This is a genomic window from Marinomonas sp. (assembly GCF_965225885.1).
Taxonomy (GTDB): domain Bacteria; phylum Pseudomonadota; class Gammaproteobacteria; order Pseudomonadales; family Marinomonadaceae; genus Marinomonas.
The window spans coordinates 3,878,977-3,896,536 of sequence record NZ_OZ245329.1; the positions used below are offsets into that span (position 1 = coordinate 3,878,977).

16 protein-coding genes and 1 pseudogene are annotated in these 17,560 nt (G+C 41.6%); 6 read left to right on the forward strand and 11 right to left on the reverse strand.

The genetic code is table 11. The features are described from left to right. The 3 genes from ACO05V_RS18545 to ACO05V_RS18555 all read right to left on the reverse strand — a co-directional run bounded on the left by ACO05V_RS18545 (position 1) and on the right by ACO05V_RS18555 (position 5,534). Positions 1-2,709: an ATP-binding protein gene (locus ACO05V_RS18545; RefSeq protein WP_421855057.1), complete on the reverse strand. Its 2,709-nt coding sequence runs from the start codon at positions 2,707-2,709 to the stop codon at positions 1-3. A gap of 29 nt (positions 2,710-2,738) precedes the next feature. Continuing rightward, complete coding sequence (locus ACO05V_RS18550) at positions 2,739-4,523, reverse strand: EAL domain-containing protein (RefSeq protein WP_421855060.1); 1,785 nt, start codon at positions 4,521-4,523, stop codon at positions 2,739-2,741. A gap of 408 nt (positions 4,524-4,931) precedes the next feature. Beyond that, on the reverse strand, positions 4,932-5,534 hold the full coding sequence (locus ACO05V_RS18555; protein WP_421855063.1) for a YitT family protein: 603 nt from the start codon (positions 5,532-5,534) through the stop codon (positions 4,932-4,934). 256 nt (positions 5,535-5,790) lie between these two features. Between ACO05V_RS18555 and ACO05V_RS18560 the strand changes: the two genes are divergently transcribed. The 3 genes from ACO05V_RS18560 (at position 5,791) to ACO05V_RS18570 (ending at position 8,159) form a co-directional block, all read left to right on the forward strand. Then, on the forward strand, positions 5,791-6,678 hold the full coding sequence (locus tag ACO05V_RS18560) for a LysR substrate-binding domain-containing protein (RefSeq protein ID WP_421855066.1): 888 nt from the start codon (positions 5,791-5,793) through the stop codon (positions 6,676-6,678). A gap of 114 nt (positions 6,679-6,792) precedes the next feature. Continuing rightward, positions 6,793-7,743 (forward strand): LysR family transcriptional regulator, encoded by a 951-nt coding sequence (locus tag ACO05V_RS18565; RefSeq protein ID WP_212916116.1) that lies wholly within the window; start codon positions 6,793-6,795, stop codon positions 7,741-7,743. Between the two features lie 26 nt (positions 7,744-7,769). Further along, positions 7,770-8,159, forward strand: coding sequence for a VOC family protein (locus ACO05V_RS18570; protein ID WP_421855069.1), 390 nt, complete (start codon positions 7,770-7,772; stop codon positions 8,157-8,159). Between the two features lie 82 nt (positions 8,160-8,241). Here ACO05V_RS18570 and ACO05V_RS18575 read toward each other — a convergent pair whose 3' ends face one another. Beyond that, positions 8,242-8,865, reverse strand: a complete 624-nt coding sequence (locus ACO05V_RS18575; protein WP_212916118.1) for a peroxiredoxin — start codon at positions 8,863-8,865, stop codon at positions 8,242-8,244. 85 nt (positions 8,866-8,950) lie between these two features. After that, on the reverse strand, positions 8,951-9,283 hold the full coding sequence (gene grxD / locus ACO05V_RS18580; RefSeq protein WP_072841300.1) for a Grx4 family monothiol glutaredoxin: 333 nt from the start codon (positions 9,281-9,283) through the stop codon (positions 8,951-8,953). Between the two features lie 241 nt (positions 9,284-9,524). Here grxD and argF point away from each other — a divergent pair, with 241 nt between their 5' ends. Beyond that, the gene (argF, locus tag ACO05V_RS18585) at positions 9,525-10,430 is read left to right on the forward strand and encodes an ornithine carbamoyltransferase (RefSeq protein WP_421855073.1); all 906 of its coding nucleotides are present in this window, start codon (positions 9,525-9,527) and stop codon (positions 10,428-10,430) included. A gap of 110 nt (positions 10,431-10,540) precedes the next feature. Then, positions 10,541-11,461: a LysR family transcriptional regulator gene (locus tag ACO05V_RS18590; protein ID WP_421857024.1), complete on the forward strand. Its 921-nt coding sequence runs from the start codon at positions 10,541-10,543 to the stop codon at positions 11,459-11,461. Positions 11,462-11,518: 57 nt separating this feature from the next. Here ACO05V_RS18590 and ACO05V_RS18595 read toward each other — a convergent pair whose 3' ends face one another. From ACO05V_RS18595 to ACO05V_RS18620, 6 genes and pseudogenes are all read right to left on the reverse strand, one after another. Continuing rightward, positions 11,519-13,033, reverse strand: a complete 1,515-nt coding sequence (locus ACO05V_RS18595; RefSeq protein WP_421855076.1) for an ATP-binding protein — start codon at positions 13,031-13,033, stop codon at positions 11,519-11,521. Positions 13,034-13,040: 7 nt separating this feature from the next. Then, positions 13,041-13,761 (reverse strand): annotated as a pseudogene (locus ACO05V_RS18600) (winged helix-turn-helix domain-containing protein). Positions 13,762-13,840: 79 nt separating this feature from the next. Beyond that, the gene (locus ACO05V_RS18605) at positions 13,841-14,296 is read right to left on the reverse strand and encodes a DUF1499 domain-containing protein (RefSeq protein ID WP_421855079.1); all 456 of its coding nucleotides are present in this window, start codon (positions 14,294-14,296) and stop codon (positions 13,841-13,843) included. Between the two features lie 29 nt (positions 14,297-14,325). Further along, the gene (gene rluB / locus ACO05V_RS18610) at positions 14,326-15,228 is read right to left on the reverse strand and encodes a 23S rRNA pseudouridine(2605) synthase RluB (RefSeq protein WP_421855082.1); all 903 of its coding nucleotides are present in this window, start codon (positions 15,226-15,228) and stop codon (positions 14,326-14,328) included. 115 nt (positions 15,229-15,343) lie between these two features. Beyond that, on the reverse strand, positions 15,344-15,964 hold the full coding sequence (locus ACO05V_RS18615; protein WP_421855085.1) for an L-threonylcarbamoyladenylate synthase: 621 nt from the start codon (positions 15,962-15,964) through the stop codon (positions 15,344-15,346). Between the two features lie 70 nt (positions 15,965-16,034). Then, positions 16,035-16,886 carry a PHP domain-containing protein gene (locus ACO05V_RS18620; RefSeq protein WP_421855088.1) on the reverse strand — a complete coding sequence of 284 codons (852 nt, stop codon included), beginning with the start codon at positions 16,884-16,886 and terminating at the stop codon, positions 16,035-16,037. A 137-nt stretch (positions 16,887-17,023) separates the two neighbouring features. On the opposite strand from ACO05V_RS18620, the gene ACO05V_RS18625 reads away from it, so the two are divergent. Beyond that, the gene (locus ACO05V_RS18625; RefSeq protein WP_421855091.1) at positions 17,024-17,560 is read left to right on the forward strand and encodes a septation protein A; all 537 of its coding nucleotides are present in this window, start codon (positions 17,024-17,026) and stop codon (positions 17,558-17,560) included.

Below are 17,560 nucleotides of genomic sequence, written 5' to 3' on the forward strand. Positions count from 1 at the left end.
TTATTTGTTCTCTGTCTGATACTTATCAATCAGTGTTTCTACCAAACCTAAATCAAACTGATTGATCGCCGTTTGAATGGCTTTTTGTTGATTAGAAGGCAATGACTGGCGCAAGAGCTGAAATACCTCTTCGGTGGTTTGCACATCGCCACTTTGTGCAGCGAGCAATAGTGGCTGCCAATCTTCTAGGCTTAACTGTCGTGATGGCTCTGTTGGTTCAGCAGGCTGAATTTCGCCATCAAACAATTCATGCGAATCGTTTTGTCTTGCCGTAGTTTCAATAATCGGCACAAACCTCACATCAAGATGTGCCACTAAGGCTTTGTAAATCTCTTCTATTTGATAGGGTTTGGCGATGACTTGCCAAAAACCATCGTCCAATAATGCTTGCTGTTCATGCACCAATGTCGATGCCGTTACCGCTATGACAGGAATTAATTGCTCCTGGTCTTCCTGCTGAATGAATTTTAATAAATCTATGCCGGTTTTGTTAGGCATTCGTATGTCAGTCATCACTAAGTCCGGAGAATTCGCTTTGAAGGCTTTTATGGCTTGTTCGCCATCTTCAGCCTCTATGATCTGACAACCAGCTTTTTCCAACAAAGACACCAGAATGTCTCGCGACCATTCATCATCTTCCGCCACCAAGACTCTGATGGGATTATTAAGTCTCATATTAAGCAAGGTATCTTGCTCATCACTGTCAATCGATTCGTCGTCTTCCACTTTAGACAAGGGTAAATCAACAATAATTTGTGTCCCGACACCCTCGCTACTTTTAACAGACAAAGTACCGTTCATAAGTTTGACCAAGGTCGTCGATAGGGACAAGCCTAACCCAGTCCCACCAGATGCCTCACCCGCTTTCCCCTGTACAAACGGCGTAAACAGATGCTCCATAAGTTCGGTTTCTATTCCCGGCCCTGTATCTTCAATGCTGACGTGGATACGGTCTTCTACAATTTGAACAACGGCCTTTACATAACCCTGAACGGTAAACTTCACGGCATTTCCAAGGAGGTTGGTAATTATTTGCTGGAATTTAACCGGGTCGATCCAAACAAACTGACGCTCATCAATATCGCACTCAACAATAAGATCTAGACCCTTTTCCTGCGCTTGTCCTTGAAAAAGTTTCCCTATCTGACTCACTTCGCGACAAAGGTTGGTTTTTTGCTCGTGTAGCACAAGTCGTCCAGACTCTATTCGAGCTATGTCTAAAATATCGTTAATTAGGCCTAATAAACGGTTTCCGGCACTGGCAATAGATAAAAAACGTGTTCGAGAAACGCCGGATAATTGATTATCTTCACTAATCAGTTGTGCGTAGCCAATAATGGCATTTAGCGGCGTCCGAATTTCATGACTCATATTGGCTAAAAAGTGACTCTTCGCCTGACTGGCTTGCTCTGCCGCTTCTTTGGCTTGTTCCAACTGTAGAGATACACTTTTTTGCTCGGTAATATCACTCATGATGTCGCCGACAGAGGTTGCCTTGCCGTTTTCATCGCGCAACAAAAAATAAGTCTCGTAAGTGGCAAAAGTATGACCCGCTAAACTTTTGGCCTGCAGTTCTCCTTCCCAAACGCCATGTTCTCTAACATAAGGAATCACAGTATCTTTGAGGAATTTCTGGCTAACCTCAGGGTAGAACTCAAGATAATTAAATTTTGCTACAGAGGCGTCACTGGCCTCTTCATCTACACAAAGAAGCATGCGGATTTTTTTATTAAGGTAAGTAATATCACCCTCTAAAGTAGCCATGGCAAAGCCTTGCGCGGAATTATCGGCAAAACTTTTAAACAACTTAAGCTGGTTAAACAACAGATGGTGCTCAGTAATATCACGAGCAATCCCTAAAGTGCCACGAAAGTTAATAGAAGGTTCAATCACTGGAACAAGATGAACCTCAAACAAACGCGGGTCTCCACCATTTATAGGATAACCCCATGTCTGTTCGTGGTGGGTTGTGCCAGTCTGTAAGGGGATGCCATCCATACTTTGATAATATTCACCTTTACCATCCAGATTTAAATCCAAATCACTTTTCCCTTTTATCTCTTGGGCAGTCAGTTGATTAAAATCTAAAAAAGCCTGATTGCAATCAAGATAGTTTCCTTGCTCATCTTTAGACCAGACAATGTCGGGGATATTATTTAGCAATGAGGACAAAAGAAGTTCACGGCGCCTTGATTCTTCACGAGCAACAATTAAGGCGTTTTCAGTTTCAACTAGATGTCCTATTTCCTCAAAAACCCCCGCTACACTCAAAGCCCGATAATGACTGTCTCGACGTGTAACGCTACCGCGCATTTCTATCCAGAAGCATTCATTGAGGTGGTTTTGAATTTGTATACGTATTGATTTAGACGCTAGATGTGTTTCTTGTTCGAGTAACTCGGCTTTCCAGATATTAAAAGTAATTTGATCTTCTGAAGATAAAAAAGCCAACCAATCTTCAATGCGCTTAGGCGTTTTTTGCTCTTCAAAGCCAAGTTGCATAAAGAATTCAGAGGAAGCATACAAGCGATCTGTTTCAGGAAACCATTCCCAGACACCAGCGTTGGTTGCCAAAATCGCTCTTGAATAACGACGCTGTAATGATTTAAAACGAAAAAGAAAAGCGAGTTGCACAGCAACCAAGACAAAAGCCGTTAGACAAAACAGGCCAACAAACACTTTGAGTAAAATGGGAAACTCGATATCCATGATTAATCCCTAAAGCAGCAGAAGCTGAGTTAAAGTTTTTCTGGTTTATGAAAAAAATACCCTTGTCCCCACTCAACACCAAGCAGCTTGAGCTTATCTACAATACGTTGGTTTTCGACAAACTCGGCCACAACAGGTTTATTAAGTATTTTGGCTAACTTCACAATCGAATCGACCATGCCGTAGTGGATTTCATTGACATGCATGTCTTTAATAAACATGCCATCAATCTTAATCAGGTCAAAAGGCAAGTCCATCAGATAGGCAAAAGACGAAAAGCCCGTGCCGAAGTCATCTAATGCGATGGTGCAGCCATGCTCATGAAGCAAAGCCATGAAGCGGCGTGTGTCCGCGAAATTGTTTAGTGCTTCAGTTTCAGTAATTTCAAAGCAGAATTTACGGCCATCTAATTGGTAATGTTCCAATTGCTCAATAATGAATTCAGCAAAATTCGACTGTCGCACCGACAGCGCCGACACATTTAATGCCACTTGATCAATTTCGTCCCACAAACCAGCACGCTCTGCCAGTTGTTGCATGGTATTGTTAATCACCCAGCGATCTATTTTGGAGACGATACCAAAGCGTTCTGCCGCTCGGATAAAATCGTTAGGGTAAATTAAACCGCCCGTTTCTTCGTCTTTCAGTCGAACTAGAATTTCTATTTTCTTTTTCGGTTCATCGTTCATCAATGAGCACACTTGTTGAAAATGCACTTCAAATAAATCTTTATCGAGGCCGTCAATAATACGCAGTCCCCAGTTTAAATTGCCTCTATGTTCATCATAAGCAAGGTCTTTGGCATTCCTAATAATTCTCGAATGCACGCCCGACTTTTTGCTTGAGTAGCAAATCTCATCGGCCAGCATCACCATTTGCTCAAAAGACACCATATCAAGTGTGATAGGAATGGCAACTTGCGTCACCGTCATTCGGAACTGACGCTCGTCCCAAACAAATGCAAAGCCCTTGAAACCTTGTTGGAGTAAACGAAAAAAAGACTCGACCGCCTCATCACCGCCTTGACTGATGACAATGGCAAATTTATCACCGCTTAAACGCGCACAGAAATCTCGTTGAGGGTCGGCAAGCTCACTCATCATGATCGCTAGTTGATGCAACAATTCGTCACCAGCGATACAACCACATGAATCGTTTATCAGACGAAATTCGTTCACGTCGATTAAAATAAAATACGGTATGTGTTCAGCGGTTTTAGCTTGAACGCCAGAAATGAGATGAGAAATGTGTTCGTCTAACGCGTCGCGGTTATAGAGTTGAGTAACGAAATCATGCTGAGCAAGATACTTCAGTCGATCTTGCATATAACGTCTTTCATTTACTTCTTTTCTGAGGTTTCGATTCGCTAAGTTAAGGTCTGCCGTCCGCTCACGAACCTTTTCTTCTAAAGAAGAGGTAAGCTCTCTTAACTCATTCAGCAATTGGAATTTTTCTAACTGATGCTGAACTCTGGAGCGAACTTCTTCAATTCGGATAGGCTTGCTGATGTAATCATTACCACCAGCCTCAAAGCCACGGCTGATGTCATCCGCTAATGCAGTCACAAAAATAATAGGCACATCTTTATGCTGCGGATGACATCGAATTCGACGGCAGGTTTCGAACCCGTCAATACCGCCCATCATGACATCTAGTAAAATCAAGCATGGCTGGGTTCGTTCTAGTAGCTCCAAAGCTCGTTCGCCGGAATTTGCCACAGAAATTTGGCAATCCAATGCATCCATCACTTCCTTTAAAACGCGCAAATTCTCTGGAACATCATCGACAATTAACACCGTTGGAAACTGTTTCATACCTAGCTATGCCTTTTCTATGATTTAACAATCACTTCAATAAAGTAATTAAGACGCCACAATCGAACAATTTTTAAGCAATACACTGAAATATTAACCCTGTTTCTTACTGAATATCCATCTAAGTCATCCATATAAAAATCTAGAATATAAATTGGATCAAAAATTTAAGCACAAGATAAAGTCATACTATACGACGAAGCAAAACGATGGCTTGTAGAGAATTGTAACGTCGAGTTTCCTAATGAAAGACTCTCGACCAGACACCTAGAGAAAACACTGACAAGGCTTTATAAAAACCTATTTAAGATACAGAGCACGCACCAATTCAGATCATGTCTAGTCCACTTCTAGCGCATGCTCACAAAAACTAAATGAAGGAATGTAGAAAGGTTTTTTATCTGGAATTTACGCTTTAGCATCCTGGATAACCATTTGCGCCCATTTAGGTGGACGATGGTAACGACCAACGACAGAGCTTAATAACAAGAAGGCAAGCAATGAATAACCCAAATGGCTCCAATCAAGAAACACCACTGCCGCCATCAAAACGGCAATATCCGCAACCAATGTTGTTTTACTGGCATGAATATCAAATCGGCGCTCTAAAAAAACAGATAAAATGTTTAAGCCGCCCAAAGAAGCATTATGTCGGAACAAGATGATCAATCCAAAACCGACCAACAAACCACCTAAGGCACTCGATAAAAGAGGATGCATCGATAGTACAACATATTGTTTCATCAGCTCAGAAAGTAAAGACAGCAAACTGATACTAGCAAAAGTACGCAAGGTAAAATCTCGACCTAATGTGTACCAAGCTAAAATATAAAAAGGGATATTGAGCAAGAAAAATAGCTGCCCAAAAGATAAATCGGTAACCCGCAATAGAATCATTCCAGCACCAGCCGTGCCGCTAATGAGCAATCCAGCAGAATTCAGAATGTGTAAGCCTAAAGCAACAAGTAGACAACCCTCTATGATAGAGAGCCAACGATGAGTGGTTTTCATAAAATATCCTTAACAAGAGCCGTATTAACTTTTGGTTAATAACAAAGATTTGTAAAAAACGCTTCTTGTGGAAGCGAATAACACAGACCACATTCAATTCAGTACTGAGTTTATCAGCTAAGAATGAAGCATATTTCATACCATAAAACTAAAATAAACAATCAATTGCCTGATTTTTTTCATCTCTTCTCATATTTATAACGTACATAGTGAATAGCACTACTCATCAAAACAGAAACAGAGCTACAATAGCCAAATGCGAATCACACTTAGACAATTACAAATATTTGAAGCAGTTGTGCACACAGGTTCTGTTACTGCAGCAGCAGAGATGGTCTCGATTAGCCAGCCGGCTGCAAGCCAAGCATTAAGAGAGCTAGAAGCCCTTTTGGGTCGCCCTCTTTTTCGTCGCCATGGCAAACGCTTACAAATAACACCTCAAGCTAGACACCTTCTTCCTCAGGCTCGCGCTGTTCTTAGTCAGATAGAGCAAATCGAGAGTATGGGCAGCGAAGATGAGCTCAGTGGCTCGTTGCATTTGGCCGCCAGCGTGAGTGTGGGCAATTATCTACTGCCTAAACAAATGTCTTTGTTTAAACGTCAGCATCCCAATATCCGTTTTAATTTGGATATTGGCAATACGCAAAGTGTGATTCAACAATTGCTGACAGGTAAGGCCGAAGTCGGTTTTATCGAAGGCTACTGCCAACACGCAGAATTAATGACGCAAGTCTGGCTAAAAGACGAGCTCGTGGTATTTGGTTCCGCCGAAGAAGAACGTCCTGAAAATTTATCGTGGGAAGACTTAAAAGAAGCCAGCTGGGTAATGCGTGAATCCGGCTCTGGTACTCGCAATATATTGGAACAAGCCACAGCAGCTCAAATCCCACAGCTTAATGTGGTGCTTTCCCTTGCTCACATGGAAGCAGTGAAACAAGCCGTCATTCATCAAATGGGACTTGGCTGCCTGTCACGTATGGCGATATCTCAGGAACTAAACTCTGGGCTAATACGACTTTATCAAACACCATTAGAGCTCAATCGAAACCTACTGATTGTCACACCAAAAAACACCGCACTCACCCAGAACGCTCAGCGTTTTATCGACTTATGCTGCGCCGTACCAATCCTATCAAATATCTAAAATATACTTTTTGAGACCTTTGCTAGAATATTTAGCATTTGCGGTTGAAGTTTGCGCAAAGGTCAATACAATAAATTCATACAACATATAAACTCTGCGAATAATATAAAAAGTATGAATATTAATAAAATTGATCTTAATCTTCTTATTTATCTCGATGTCTTGCTAAGAGAATGCAACGTCACACGCTCTGCCAACCAGCTAAACATCACACAGCCAGCAATGAGTAATGGCTTAAAGCGACTAAGAGACTTGCTGAGCGATCCTCTGCTCGTTCGTACCAGCGAAGGCATGAAGCCAACGGAAAAAGCCTTACGCCTGCAGCCGATCGTACGCAAAGTATTGCTTGAGCTCGAAGAAGCGCTACAACCAGAAGCCGACTTTAATGAAAGCATCAGTACTCGTGTGTTTCGTATCATGGCGAGTGACTATGCAGCTTCAACCGTTATTCCACGATTACTCAATCGTCTACGGGAATTTGCACCTGGCATTACTCTCGATATCATGACGCCGAGCGATGTCACCTTTCACGATGTTGAAGCGGGTAAAATCGATATGGCCATTAACCGTTTTGAAGAATTGCCTCAGTCCTTCCATCAAAAAAGTGTTTGGTTTGATACTTTTGTTTGCATGATGAGTTCAAAGAACCCGATCAAAGACCATTTTGACATTGATGCTTACTTACAAGCTCAGCATATTTGGGTGAGTAAAACAGGCTTCGGAGTGGGTGTCGGCATGGACCCAAATGACGTACAGAAATTAGGCTGGGTTGATGAGGCACTACAAGCTCTTGATCATAAACGCAGCATTCGAGTGTTTACCAGAAGCTACCATACCGCGATGCACTTGGCTCTTGAGCAAGATCTTATTGCAACACTTCCTAAAAAAGTCGCCATGGTCAATAAAAAGAACCCTGATTTAGTTATTCTTGATCCACCATTCGATATTCCACAAATTGAACTAAAAATGATTTGGAGTCCATTACTGCATCACGATGCCAGTCATATTTGGTTCAGAAGACAAGTCATTGATGTGGCAAACGAGCTAAAAGCCCAAGCCAAATAATAAGAACCAGAAGAAGACACAAAACTATGTTCAAGGTTTCTCATGTTCATCACGTCGCCATTATTTGCTCTGACTACTTGGTCTCAAAACGTTTTTATAGTGAGATTCTTGGCTTTCGTATAATTGCAGAGACCTACAGAAAAGAGCGTCAGTCGTATAAATTGGATATTGCCATTAACGAGCAACAACAGATTGAACTATTTTCCTTTCCATCGCCACCAGCGCGCCCTTCTCATCCTGAAGCCCAAGGTTTAAGGCATCTCGCCTTTGCAGTAGAGGATTTAGAAAGCTGTATTAAACATTTAAATCAACAAGGTGTCGCTACGGAAGACATTCGATTAGATGAGCTGACCGGCAAGCGTTTTACCTTTTTTGCTGATCCGGACGGCTTGCCTCTTGAACTTTATGAGTTATAAAAGCTTCTAAAACTATCTATTAAAACAAAAAACGCCCGCTATCTTTCAATAGCAGGCGTTGTTCGACTATAAAACGTGGGTCTTATAGAGATTTAGAGTTTTCAGCAAGGTAAGACGCAACACCTTCAGGTGAGGTATTCATACCTTTATCGCCTTTGTTCCAGCCAGCTGGACAAACTTGACCATTTTCTTCGAAGAATTGCAGAGCATCAACGACACGTACCAATTCATCCATGTTACGACCAATTGGCTCATCGTTTACGACTTGTGAACGAACAATACCTTTTTGGTCGATAACAAAAGAGGCACGCATCGCAACACCAGCTGGGTAGTAAGAATCTCCACCTTCAGACTCAATGCCGTATGCTTTTGCAATCGCATGATCCATATCGGCTGCTAGTGTGTATTCAACGGCACCGATACCACCTTGCTCAACTGGCGTATTACGCCAAGCGTTGTGGGTAAAGTGAGAATCGATAGAAACACCGATAACTTCTACGCCCATTTCACGGAATTTATCCATGCGGTGAGACATAGCGATGATTTCTGAAGGACATACGAATGTGAAATCTAGTGGATAGAAGAACACAATTGCGTATTTGCCTTTAATCGTTTCAGCAAGGTTGAAAGAATCAACGATTTGACCATCTGCCAATACGGCTGGAACTGTAAAATCTGGGGCTTTTTTACCAACTAAAATAGACATCTTTAACGTCTCCTTTTATTGCTTAATATTTAAAGGCTAATGTTTAACTCAATTATGTCACTTATATTATAAGTGACATAAAAACTTACTCTTCAGAAGAAGAACCGACTGCTTCATTAATCAAAGTCTGTAACTCACCGTTAGCAGCCATTTCAACGATAATATCGCAGCCGCCGACTAACTCACCTTTCACCCAAAGCTGCGGGAAAGTTGGCCAGTTAGCAAATTTTGGTAGCTCAGCACGAATATCAGGATTATCTAGAATATTTACAAATGCAAAACGCTCACCACAGGACATTAGCGCTTGTACCGCCTGAGATGAAAACCCACATTGTGGCGCGCGAGGGTTGCCTTTCATATACAACAAAATATCGTTACTGCTAATCTGCTCTTTAATTGTTTCGATTGTATTACTCATGTTAAAAACCTCGCTCTGCAACTGTTTTTGGTAAGAACAAACAAATTATTAATGCCCTTACTAAATTCAAGTCTATTAAATTCATTAAACTTGCATCAGTTTATTGGGTCTCGTGGTGTATTTACAACCCCAAAAAGAAGCTTTCCTTTGTACTTTCTCTTGTTAATTGCCCTTTACTCGTCTACCTGAGTGTATTAAATTGGTCGATTCCCTTTTTTAAAGACATACAAGGAGTCCTAGCGTGTCGCCTAGACATTTTCTTACTCTGAAGGATCTATCTTCTGACGAGTTAAAACAATTATTACTACGAGCCACAGAGCTTAAGAAAATCCATCACGAAGGCACTCTATTTCAACCGCTGAAAAACCGAGTTTTAGCGATGATTTTTGAAAAGTCATCTACTCGAACTCGAGTTTCTTTTGAAGCAGGCATGGCTCAATTTGGTGGCCATGCGCTATTTATTTCCTCTCGTGATACTCAGTTGGGACGTGGCGAACCCGTTGAAGACAGCGCACGCGTTATTTCAAGCATGGTCGATGCGGTAATGATCAGAACCTTTGATCACAAAACCGTCGAAACGTTTGCCAAATACTCATCCGTTCCTGTCATTAATGCTTTGACTGACGACTATCACCCATGCCAGCTGCTTGCTGATATGCAAACCTATCAGGAGCATCGCGGCTCTATCGAAGGCAAAAAAGTCGTTTGGGTTGGCGATGGTAACAACATGTGCAATTCCTACATTAACGCCGCCGCCATGCTCGACTTCCATCTAGTGGTTGCTTGCCCTGTAGGTTATGAGCCCAATGCAGAATTGGTTGCAGAACACAGTGATCGAGTGACAGTACTTCATGACGCTCATGAAGCGGCCAAAGGCGCTGATCTAATCGTTACTGACGTGTTTGCATCTATGGGTCAAGAAGACGAGCAGGAACAGCGCCTAAAAGACTTCGATGGCTTCCAAGTGAATACAGAGCTGATGGCCAAAGCGAATCAAGATGCTCTATTCATGCACTGCCTGCCGGCTCACCGTGGCGAAGAAGTTTCCGCTGACGTTATCGATCATCCAGACTGTGTCGTTTGGGATGAAGCAGAAAACCGCTTACATGCGCAAAAAGCACTACTTGAATTTTTGCTGTGCCGCTAACACAATAACAAAGCTCGTAAGGATCAATTTTTCCTACGAGCTTTTTTTTGCACCCAAGCATTGAGCTTCTAAACGTTGAAAGGACGTACCAACAGTGAATTACTATGAGCATTATTGAAGTTAGGCATTTAAAAACACTGACCGCCCTCCGAGAAACTGGCAGCTTAGTCGAAGCCGCTGAACGAGTTCACTTAACGCAATCAGCTTTATCTCATCAACTTAAAGATTTAGAAGAAAAATTAGGCTGTCCGCTTTTCATTCGAAAAACAAAACCTGTTCGTTTTACCAGTGCTGGCCTGCGCTTATTACAATTAGCCGATGACGTGCTACTCTCTTTTCGTTCTGCTCAACGTGATATTCAACGCTTTGCTGAAGGGGAAAGTGGCCGCTTACACATTGCGATTGAATGCCACAGCTGTTACGAATGGCTGATGCCAACCATTGACCATTTTCGCGAACACTGGCCTGATGTCGAGCTAGATCTTTCTACCGCTTTTGGCTTCATGCCGTTGCCAGCTCTTGCTCGTGGCGATTTGGATTTAGTCGTGACATCCGACCCGCAAGACATTCCCAATATCGAATACATTCCATTGTTTCAATATGAGTCTCAGGTTGCCTTGTCCCGACATCACGCCTTAGCAAAGAAAGAATTTCTAACACCTGAAGACTTCAAAAAAGAAACACTTATTACCTATCCGGTAGAAACAGAGCGATTGGATATCTTTAAACACTTTTTAAACCCGGCTGACGTGTCGCCTGCTAAAATTCGCCATAGCGAACTAACGCTGATGATGATGCAGTTAGTGGCAAGTGGTCGCGGTGTTTGTTGCTTGCCCAATTGGGCATTAACTGAATACACCAACAGACAATATGTGATTACAAAGTCGCTGGGCGAAGAAGGTGTTTGGTGCAAGCTCTACTTGGCAATAAGAAAGGATCAGCGTGAAAACGCCTACATGGAAGATCTTATTTCTACCGCATCAAAAACCTGCTTTAAAAATCTAAAGGGAATTCTAGCGCCTGATCTATAACACTTCGCTCAAGACCACCGCTTATATGATGTAATGAACGAAGTAATTACTCCAGCATCAGGACAGAGAGTTCTGGTGCTGATTACGCGACCAAATCAAACTAAATTTAGCCCCACCAGACTCACTAGCATCAATCAACACCGCGCCACCATGCCAAAAAGCAATACGCTGAACAATCGCCAAACCCAACCCATAGCCACCAGAAGCTCGTGTGCGACTATTATCTAATCGTTGGAACGGGATAAAAACCTTATCTCTGTCTTCAAAGGCGATACCAGGGCCATCATCCTCAATATCTAACTGCCAACGCTCTTCATCATGAGAAAATGAAATGACAATTTTACCTGCTGCATATTTTGCGGCATTTAAAATAAGGTTCTGCAACGCTCGACTCAAATGATGCTCGTCCGCTAAAACCAAATCTGTTTCATCAATGTTCGTCTCGACACTGAGATGCTGAAGCAACAAATGATTATGCTGTAAAATATCGCCAACCAACTGAGAAATGGAAAGCTCTTTAAAATTAAGAGCCAATGATCCAGCCTCTAATTTGCCATAAGTCAAAACTTCATCAACAAGTGTATTTAGTTCTTCAACATCCCCTTCAAGGGCTTCAATCGTCTTGGCAACATCATCGTCAACTTCATCTTTCATCACCTCTAACCCAAATCTCAAACGGGCAATAGGTGTTCTTAATTCATGAGAAATGGCATTTATCATTTCTCGCTGTACTTTTAACAATCGCTGAATATGAGAAGACATGGAATCAAATGAATAAGCTAACTCCTTCAAAGTGCCACTACTGTCAGGAATTCCTTTTGGTAAACCACTACGACCGCGGGCAATTTGACGCGTAATACTTTCAAAAGTCTTACGCTTAAAATCCAATGAGATAAGCTCTCGCCAAATCAGCATCAACATAATCGTGATACCAACACCGACAACCACTACCGCAATTAATCCCAAAGAAGTTGTGTCATTATTACTAATAGATAAAAAAATGACTTTTTGCGTTTCTTCATCTTTCCAAATAAAACCATATTCGGTGTCTCTACCACGAACCAAAGAAACATTCGTTAATGGGACTTCAGACTTAATAGAAGTTGGCTCTGAGGAAATGCAAGGCATACTCTCAATTAAACGAATTTTATCCGCATAACTTATTTCATTGCTTAATAAAAAAAGCCTTAATAAAGAGTCTATTTTGAACAGAGAATCACCGGATTCGGTACGCCCAGTCAAAACTGGTGCATCAGGTTTTCCAAACGTTATTTGATAACTATCATTAGGGAGTTTCAACCATTTCTTTCCAGCAATGAGAAAGGCAATGGTTGAAATAGAAGGATTATCTTTAGACTGAATAGTCCAGTTGAACTGAGATTCTGGAAGCGATTGACTAATACCAGACAGAAGCAAAGCAGAGCTTATTTCAGCATCTACATCGAGTAACTGCTCTTCTCTAGATACACCAAATCGAATCTGAGTAAACTCCAAAATAGCGTAACAACACGCTACAATGACAATACCGCCAAATATAAGGTGTCGATAAAGCCGCCACATTTCTGCTCGCATTCTACAATTACACTTCTTTTACGAACAAATAACCTTTACTCCGTATGGTTTTTATACGACGAGGGTGAATTGGATCATCACCTATTTTAGAACGTATACGAGAGATTCTGACATCTACCGAGCGATCTTGACCATCGTATTCAATGCCGCGCAATTCACCAAAAATTTCTTCTCGACTCAAAATACGACCGGCATTACTTGCTAGCAACCATAGCAAATCAAATTCAGCACTTGTCAATTCGATTTCTTCTTCAAGCAACCACGCTTCTCGACGAGAGTTATCAATTTTTAGTGGCCCAAAGATTAAATGTTGTTCTTCTTTAGAAAGATCAACCGTCAAATCAACGTCTTGTGTGCTACGGCGTAACAAAGACTGAACTCGAGCCAATAAGACTCTAGGCTTGGCAGGTTTAGACACATAATCATCCGCACCGATTTCTAAACCTAATATTTGATCCACATCATCACTACGAGCCGTCAACATCAGAATCGGGCCTTTGTAGTCGTTACGAACACTTCGACATACAGTGAAACCATCAGCCCCAGGCAACATAAGATCGAGAATAACCAAAGATGGCTGTTCCTCAATAATGCGCGAAATAGCTTTACGTCCATCAGGTTCGATCCCAACAGTAAAGCCATTTTTTTTGCAAATACTCTTGAGTAAGTAACGCCAAGCGCTCGTCGTCTTCAACAATCAAAATGCTTCTGTTGTCATCTATGCTCATGGGCAATCCTCGTCCAGTTGTTATCGTTTTAGTTTTAATGACTTAAAAATCAGTAGTTATCAAATCAACTCTTTTAAAATCAATCTACTAGAAGAGTTTGAATTTGTCTAACTCTCTCGCGGTTAACACCAAAATCTGAGTAGCCTATACGAGAAGCAGAACGGACATGGACAACACTGTCGGCTTCTGGTAGATAAAACTCAACATCGTCAATATAGCCAACTAAAGAGCTTTTCACTTCAAAGTGAACATAGCCCAAGGCGCTACTAACCAAATGTGCATTTCCTTTGCTTAACATGAATGATTCAATAGACAATTGTGTCTTCATCCGATCACCAGTATAAATTATAGGTTCAGCATAGTGCTCTACATCTTCTGGCGATGCTTGAGTCGAAACACAATTCTGCGACACTGGACAAGCCATCAATTCGCCGTCCGTTAGACCAAGCCCTTCAGGTAGCTTATTACTTATATTGACGTATATAAAAAAACCTACCAACAAGACAACAATCAATGCAATTATCCAGCGAACCATGCTTCTACAACTCCTAAGCAATTTTTATCTTAACGAAACGATCTTTTACCTGGTTTTTTAGGTTTAAACTCAGGCTTGTCATTGCTCTGCCAATCAAAGCCTTTAGGTGGCGCGCGACGAGCACCGCCAGCTGTTGCTTTGTTTTTATGGCGTTTTAACTCCAATTTCTCCTGCTGAGTCTTTGGCGTCAATTCAGACAATTTAAGGTCAACCATGGCACACAACGAGTTAACATCGGTTTCTTCCATTTCTACCCAACGTCCAACTTTCGCTTTTGAAGGCAAGAAAACAGGGCCAAAGCGAACACGTTTCAAACGGTTAACTTTTACGCCTTGAGATTCCCAAAGGCGACGAACCTCACGGTTACGACCTTCCATCAAGCAAACATAAAACCAACGGTTAATGCCTTCACCACCGCCATCAACAATGTCGGTAAACTTGGCAACGCCATCGTCTAAAATAACGCCTTTTTTCAACGCAGCTAGATTTTCATCGGTGACTTCACCCATCACACGGACAAGGTATTCACGATCAATCTCAGTGGATGGGTGCATTAATCGATTGGCCAATTCACCATCTGTGGTGAAAAGCAGCAAACCTGAGGTATTGATATCTAAACGACCAACAGCAATCCAACGCTCTCCGCGCAGTTTTGGCAGTTTATCAAACACAGTGGGGCGACCCTCAGGGTCTTTACGAGTACAGACTTCACCTTCTGGTTTGTTATAAATAATAACGCGGCGGTTTTCACCAGCCTCAGTCGCAATAATAGAATAACCATCTATTGTGATCGTATCTTTTACGCTAACGCGGTCACCTAATGTAGCAACTTCGCCATTAACCAACACACGACCTTCACGGATACGAGTTTCCATTTCACGACGTGAACCCTGACCCGCTCTTGCTAATACTTTTTGTAACTTCTCGTCCATTACGAACCTCTTAGAGGGAATGCTTCTCAGCAACCCAGTTTTAGTAATATTAATTCATCATTTTTTGCATTATAAGCCAGACACCATGGGCCTTGACAGCTGAATATTAAAGATTTTACAGAAAGGGAGCAGGATCACCTGCACCAACACGTACCACTTCAATACTATCAGCATCCATTTTAACAACTGTTGTCGGCTGTAGCCCACAAAAACCGCCATCAATGACTAAATCTAGCGCATGTTCGAGCGTATCGCGAATATCATATGGATCCGTCATTGGATCCGTTTCTCCAGGTAAAATAAGAGAAACACTCATAATAGGTTCGCCTAATTCTTCTAACAACGCAGATACTATGTTGTTATTCGGCACACGAATACCGATAGTCTTCCTTTTCGGGTGCAATAATCGTCTAGGCACTTCCGATGTAGCATTAAAAATAAAAGTATAAGGACCCGGTGTATTATTTTTCAGCAAACGATACAAGCGATTATCAAATCGCGCATAGGTTGATATCTCAGACAAATCTCGACACACCAAGGTAAAATTATGTTTATCATCTAACCGACGAATGGCACGAATTCGATCCAGTGCATTTTTATCACCCAAATGACAGCCAAGCGAATATCCACAATCTGTTGGATACGCAATAACACCACCATTTCGAATCACTTCTGCCGCTTGCTTTACCAAGCGAGCTTGCGGGTTCTCTGGATGTATCTGAAAAAATTGACTCAACCTGTTCTCCACTAAAAAATATAACAATAATATCGCAAATTAAATCAACAGAGCTTAGAAATAAGCGGTGCTATTTCCAAGCCTGCCATACTAAATCGACTTCACTTTCATGTATTTGTGTAAATTTACCAACCTGCATCCAGGGTCCAAACGGCCCATGATAATCACTTCCTACAGACGCTTTTAAATCAAACTCTCTAGATAAGCGCTCAAGCAAACGAACACTATCAGGACGTTCATTACCTGAAACAATTTCGATGCCAGTTCCGCCCCATTTTTTGAAATCGCCCAATAAACGTTTCAACTTAGTGACGGTTAAAGGATAGCGTTTAGGATGAGCCAAAACCAATTCAATATCTTGGCCAGAAAGCGCGGTTAAAACATTCTCAAGCTCTGGCCAAACATCACGCAATTTCCCTAGTTTTTTATTACCTAGATAGCGATCAAAGGCTTTATTCGTGTCTTTTACAAAGCCTTTTTCTACCAATAATGTCGCAAAATGTGGTCGACCAAGTTGACTCTCTCCAGCTAAGGCAACCGCCTCATCAAATAAGTCTGGCAAGCCTTGCTTAACCAACAAGTCAGCTATAAGTCGCGCTCGATCAAGGCGTATAGCCTGATTCTCACTCACAATAGACAATAAATCAGCGTTATCTAACGAGAAATTCAAAGCCACCATATGGAGCGGGATACCATTCCACTGCGTCGACAGTTCAACACCATGAATAAAGCTAAGCTCATGTTCGGCAGCACGACGACTCGCTTCAGCAATGCCATCTAGCGTGTCATGATCAGTAAGTGCAAATAAAGAAACACCCTGCTCTACCGCTAGATCCACAAGCTCTGTTGGCGAAAAACGACCATCTGAACGGTTAGAATGTGTATGTAAATCGACTTTCCGATAACTTGCTACTTCAGGCATAGATTGGCTGTTCTTTAAAAGGAATGGTGGTTATCATAAGGAAAGGTGTGAATAATTTTATTGAGACAAAATAACTTGCTAACACCTTCCCTTTACCAGCATACATACATTTTAGTATACATTCACTGGGTTTTTATATGAAAATACTGTTCGACTTTCTTCCTATTGTTATCTTCTTTGTTGTTTATAAAATGACTGGAAATATTATTCTCGCAACCGCCATTTTAATCCCAGCCACAATACTTCAAGTGGGCTTTACTTGGTTCAAAAACCGCACCATAGAAAAGATGCATTTAGTTTCTCTAGCATTAGTTGTATTACTAGGCGGCGCCACGGTCCTATTAGGCGACGGTGATTTTATTAAATGGAAGCCAACAATCGTAAATGGTTTGTTTGCCATTGCCTTTTTAGGTAGCCAGTTCATTGGTGATAAAAACATTATTCAACGCATGATGGGGGATAAACTAGAGTTGCCTTTCAAAGTATGGCGTACTTTAAACCTTGCATGGGTTGGCTTTTTTATTGTCTCTGGTGTCACCAACTTATACGTGGCATTCAACTATAGCGAAGAAATTTGGGTAGATTTCAAGCTGTTCGGTTTATTAGGAATGACCATTGTATTTATCATATTACAAGGCATTTACTTATCCTCGCACTTACAAAATAAGGAATAA

Coding starts and splice junctions, on each gene's coding strand:
- ACO05V_RS18545 (WP_421855057.1), bottom strand. CDS start 2,709: ATGGATATCGAGTTTCCCATTTTACTCAAAGTGTTTGTTGGCCTGTTT.
- ACO05V_RS18550 (WP_421855060.1), bottom strand. CDS start 4,523: ATGAAACAGTTTCCAACGGTGTTAATTGTCGATGATGTTCCAGAGAAT.
- ACO05V_RS18555 (WP_421855063.1), bottom strand. CDS start 5,534: ATGAAAACCACTCATCGTTGGCTCTCTATCATAGAGGGTTGTCTACTT.
- ACO05V_RS18560 (WP_421855066.1), top strand. CDS start 5,791: ATGCGAATCACACTTAGACAATTACAAATATTTGAAGCAGTTGTGCAC.
- ACO05V_RS18565 (WP_212916116.1), top strand. CDS start 6,793: ATGAATATTAATAAAATTGATCTTAATCTTCTTATTTATCTCGATGTC.
- ACO05V_RS18570 (WP_421855069.1), top strand. CDS start 7,770: ATGTTCAAGGTTTCTCATGTTCATCACGTCGCCATTATTTGCTCTGAC.
- ACO05V_RS18575 (WP_212916118.1), bottom strand. CDS start 8,865: ATGTCTATTTTAGTTGGTAAAAAAGCCCCAGATTTTACAGTTCCAGCC.
- grxD (WP_072841300.1), bottom strand. CDS start 9,283: ATGAGTAATACAATCGAAACAATTAAAGAGCAGATTAGCAGTAACGAT.
- ACO05V_RS18595 (WP_421855076.1), bottom strand. CDS start 13,033: ATGCGAGCAGAAATGTGGCGGCTTTATCGACACCTTATATTTGGCGGT.
- ACO05V_RS18605 (WP_421855079.1), bottom strand. CDS start 14,296: ATGGTTCGCTGGATAATTGCATTGATTGTTGTCTTGTTGGTAGGTTTT.
- rluB (WP_421855082.1), bottom strand. CDS start 15,228: ATGGACGAGAAGTTACAAAAAGTATTAGCAAGAGCGGGTCAGGGTTCA.
- ACO05V_RS18620 (WP_421855088.1), bottom strand. CDS start 16,886: ATGCCTGAAGTAGCAAGTTATCGGAAAGTCGATTTACATACACATTCT.
- ACO05V_RS18625 (WP_421855091.1), top strand. CDS start 17,024: ATGAAAATACTGTTCGACTTTCTTCCTATTGTTATCTTCTTTGTTGTT.